Source organism: Candidatus Neomarinimicrobiota bacterium (assembly GCA_012964825.1).
Classification (GTDB): domain Bacteria; phylum Fidelibacterota; class Marinisomatia; order Marinisomatales; family S15-B10; genus UBA2125.
The window spans coordinates 9,367-11,059 of record DTTI01000036.1 but is presented as its reverse complement, the minus strand read 5'-3'; the positions used below and the strand labels follow the sequence as shown (position 1 = coordinate 11,059).

The following is a 1,693-nucleotide window of genomic DNA, read 5'->3' as shown; positions in this document are numbered from 1 at the left end:
GGATTCGAACCCGCGGTACGCGTGAACGCACACACGCTTTCCAAGCGTGCGCCTTCAGCCGCTCGGCCACCTCTCCAAATATCAAGTAATCAATATATAATGAAGAGATAAAATCAGTTTGGTTTCTCTTCGGAAGATTCTTCTGATTCCTCTTCTTCTGACTCGGCCTGTTCACCATCTACAGTTTCTTCGGAAGACGCTTCTTCATGAACAAATTCTTCTACAGATTCTTCCTCAGTGGTTTCAGAGTCTACATCCTGGAGTTCATCTACCAGTTCTTCAGCTTCATTGTCGCCCTCTTCACCTTCAGCATTTTCTTCATTCGGTACTTCTTCTTCATCAGATATTTCAGCCGGATCTACCTCAGATGTCTCAGCTTCCACTTTTTCGCCCGCGGGTTCATCGCCTGGCTCCTCCACTTCTTCCAACTGAGGCTCACCAGATTCAGGTTTCTGAGCATCAGAAACTTCCTCAAGTTCTTCAATAGGTCCGGACTCCAACTCCTTGAGGTAAGCATCCACACTCTTACCCGCGGGGACTTTCAACATAGATTCTTGAAAGCGGTAATGCCCAGTTTTTTCTGAAACAACAGATTTCACAAGCTTGACTACTGTGAATTCTTTTTCTTTTTTTGCACCTCTTTTCGCCTTTTCAGCAAAGCTTGTTCCTTTAGCCATCAATTTCTCCTAACTGTAATAAATGTTAAAAAATTCGGTGGGAACTTAATCGAAATGTGAGAGAAAACGGAGGATTAGGGAATATTATTTTCTCTGAACTCAAATTCGAAGTAATCGCCGTCAGACCAGGAAGATGGTCTTTTTTCAGAAGATGATACAACCCTTAGTTTGTTGTGGCCGATAAATTCAAAAAGCCCATACCTGCGTGAGCCATCATCATATTTTATAGCCAGCCGAAATGGCCGTTTTGTCCAGTCTATAGCGTATTTACCTGGTTTTTTATCACTGAGGGTATTTCCGAATAGAACACCCTGGCTGAAATCTTCACCACCACTGAATTCCCATAAAATGATAGCAATGCCCTGATAAGCCCATTCACCATCAAGGTTCCTGACGATGTCAATGTTCTCCACCTTTTGTGCTTTGCCTGGATTGCCAGCCTTATCATTACCTTCAACAGTAAGAGTATATGATGTACCGATAAGAACTTTCTCTGAACCGGGAATCTTCACTTCAGCATGATCACCTTGGCCCAAATCGGCTTCAGCCACATTGAGTATATGCGGTGATCCGGAATCTTCGCTTCCACCTTCCCGTTCCCATCGGAAAGTCACTTCTCCCATGTCCTCATTAAAGTTGAGGCCAACAGGTGAACCATAAATGAAAAGCCCCCTGCTTGGAGCACTACCACTAAAATCGACATTTATCTTAGGCGGTGTAATGTCAAAGGTCACATCCGAAACAACCACTGTTTCCATTTGATTGCCTGCCATGTCACTTCCTTTAAAAGTGAGGGAGTAAGCGGTGCCATCTGCCAAGGAAGGTGAATCGCTCAACGTGAGATCAAGATGAAGCCCTGCTTCAATCTCCCTCCCGGAAAGTGTTTTTACCTGCGGATTACCCCCTGCTGGTTCCCATGAGACAGTTCCGCTCGACAAAGCTTCCGAAAGCTCGTAACTGATAATGGAATTGTTTACCGAGCTTCCCGCCACCGGGCCAGTGACAGTAATTGCAGG

General features: G+C 45.0%; 1 protein-coding gene. It reads right to left on the bottom strand.

Going from position 1 to position 1,693, the window contains the following annotated elements:
* Positions 1–113: 113 nt before the first annotated feature.
* Complete coding sequence (locus tag EYO21_03360; GenBank protein ID HIB02850.1) at positions 114–677, bottom strand: hypothetical protein; 564 nt, start codon at positions 675–677, stop codon at positions 114–116.
* Positions 678–1,693: the final 1,016 nt, after the last annotated feature.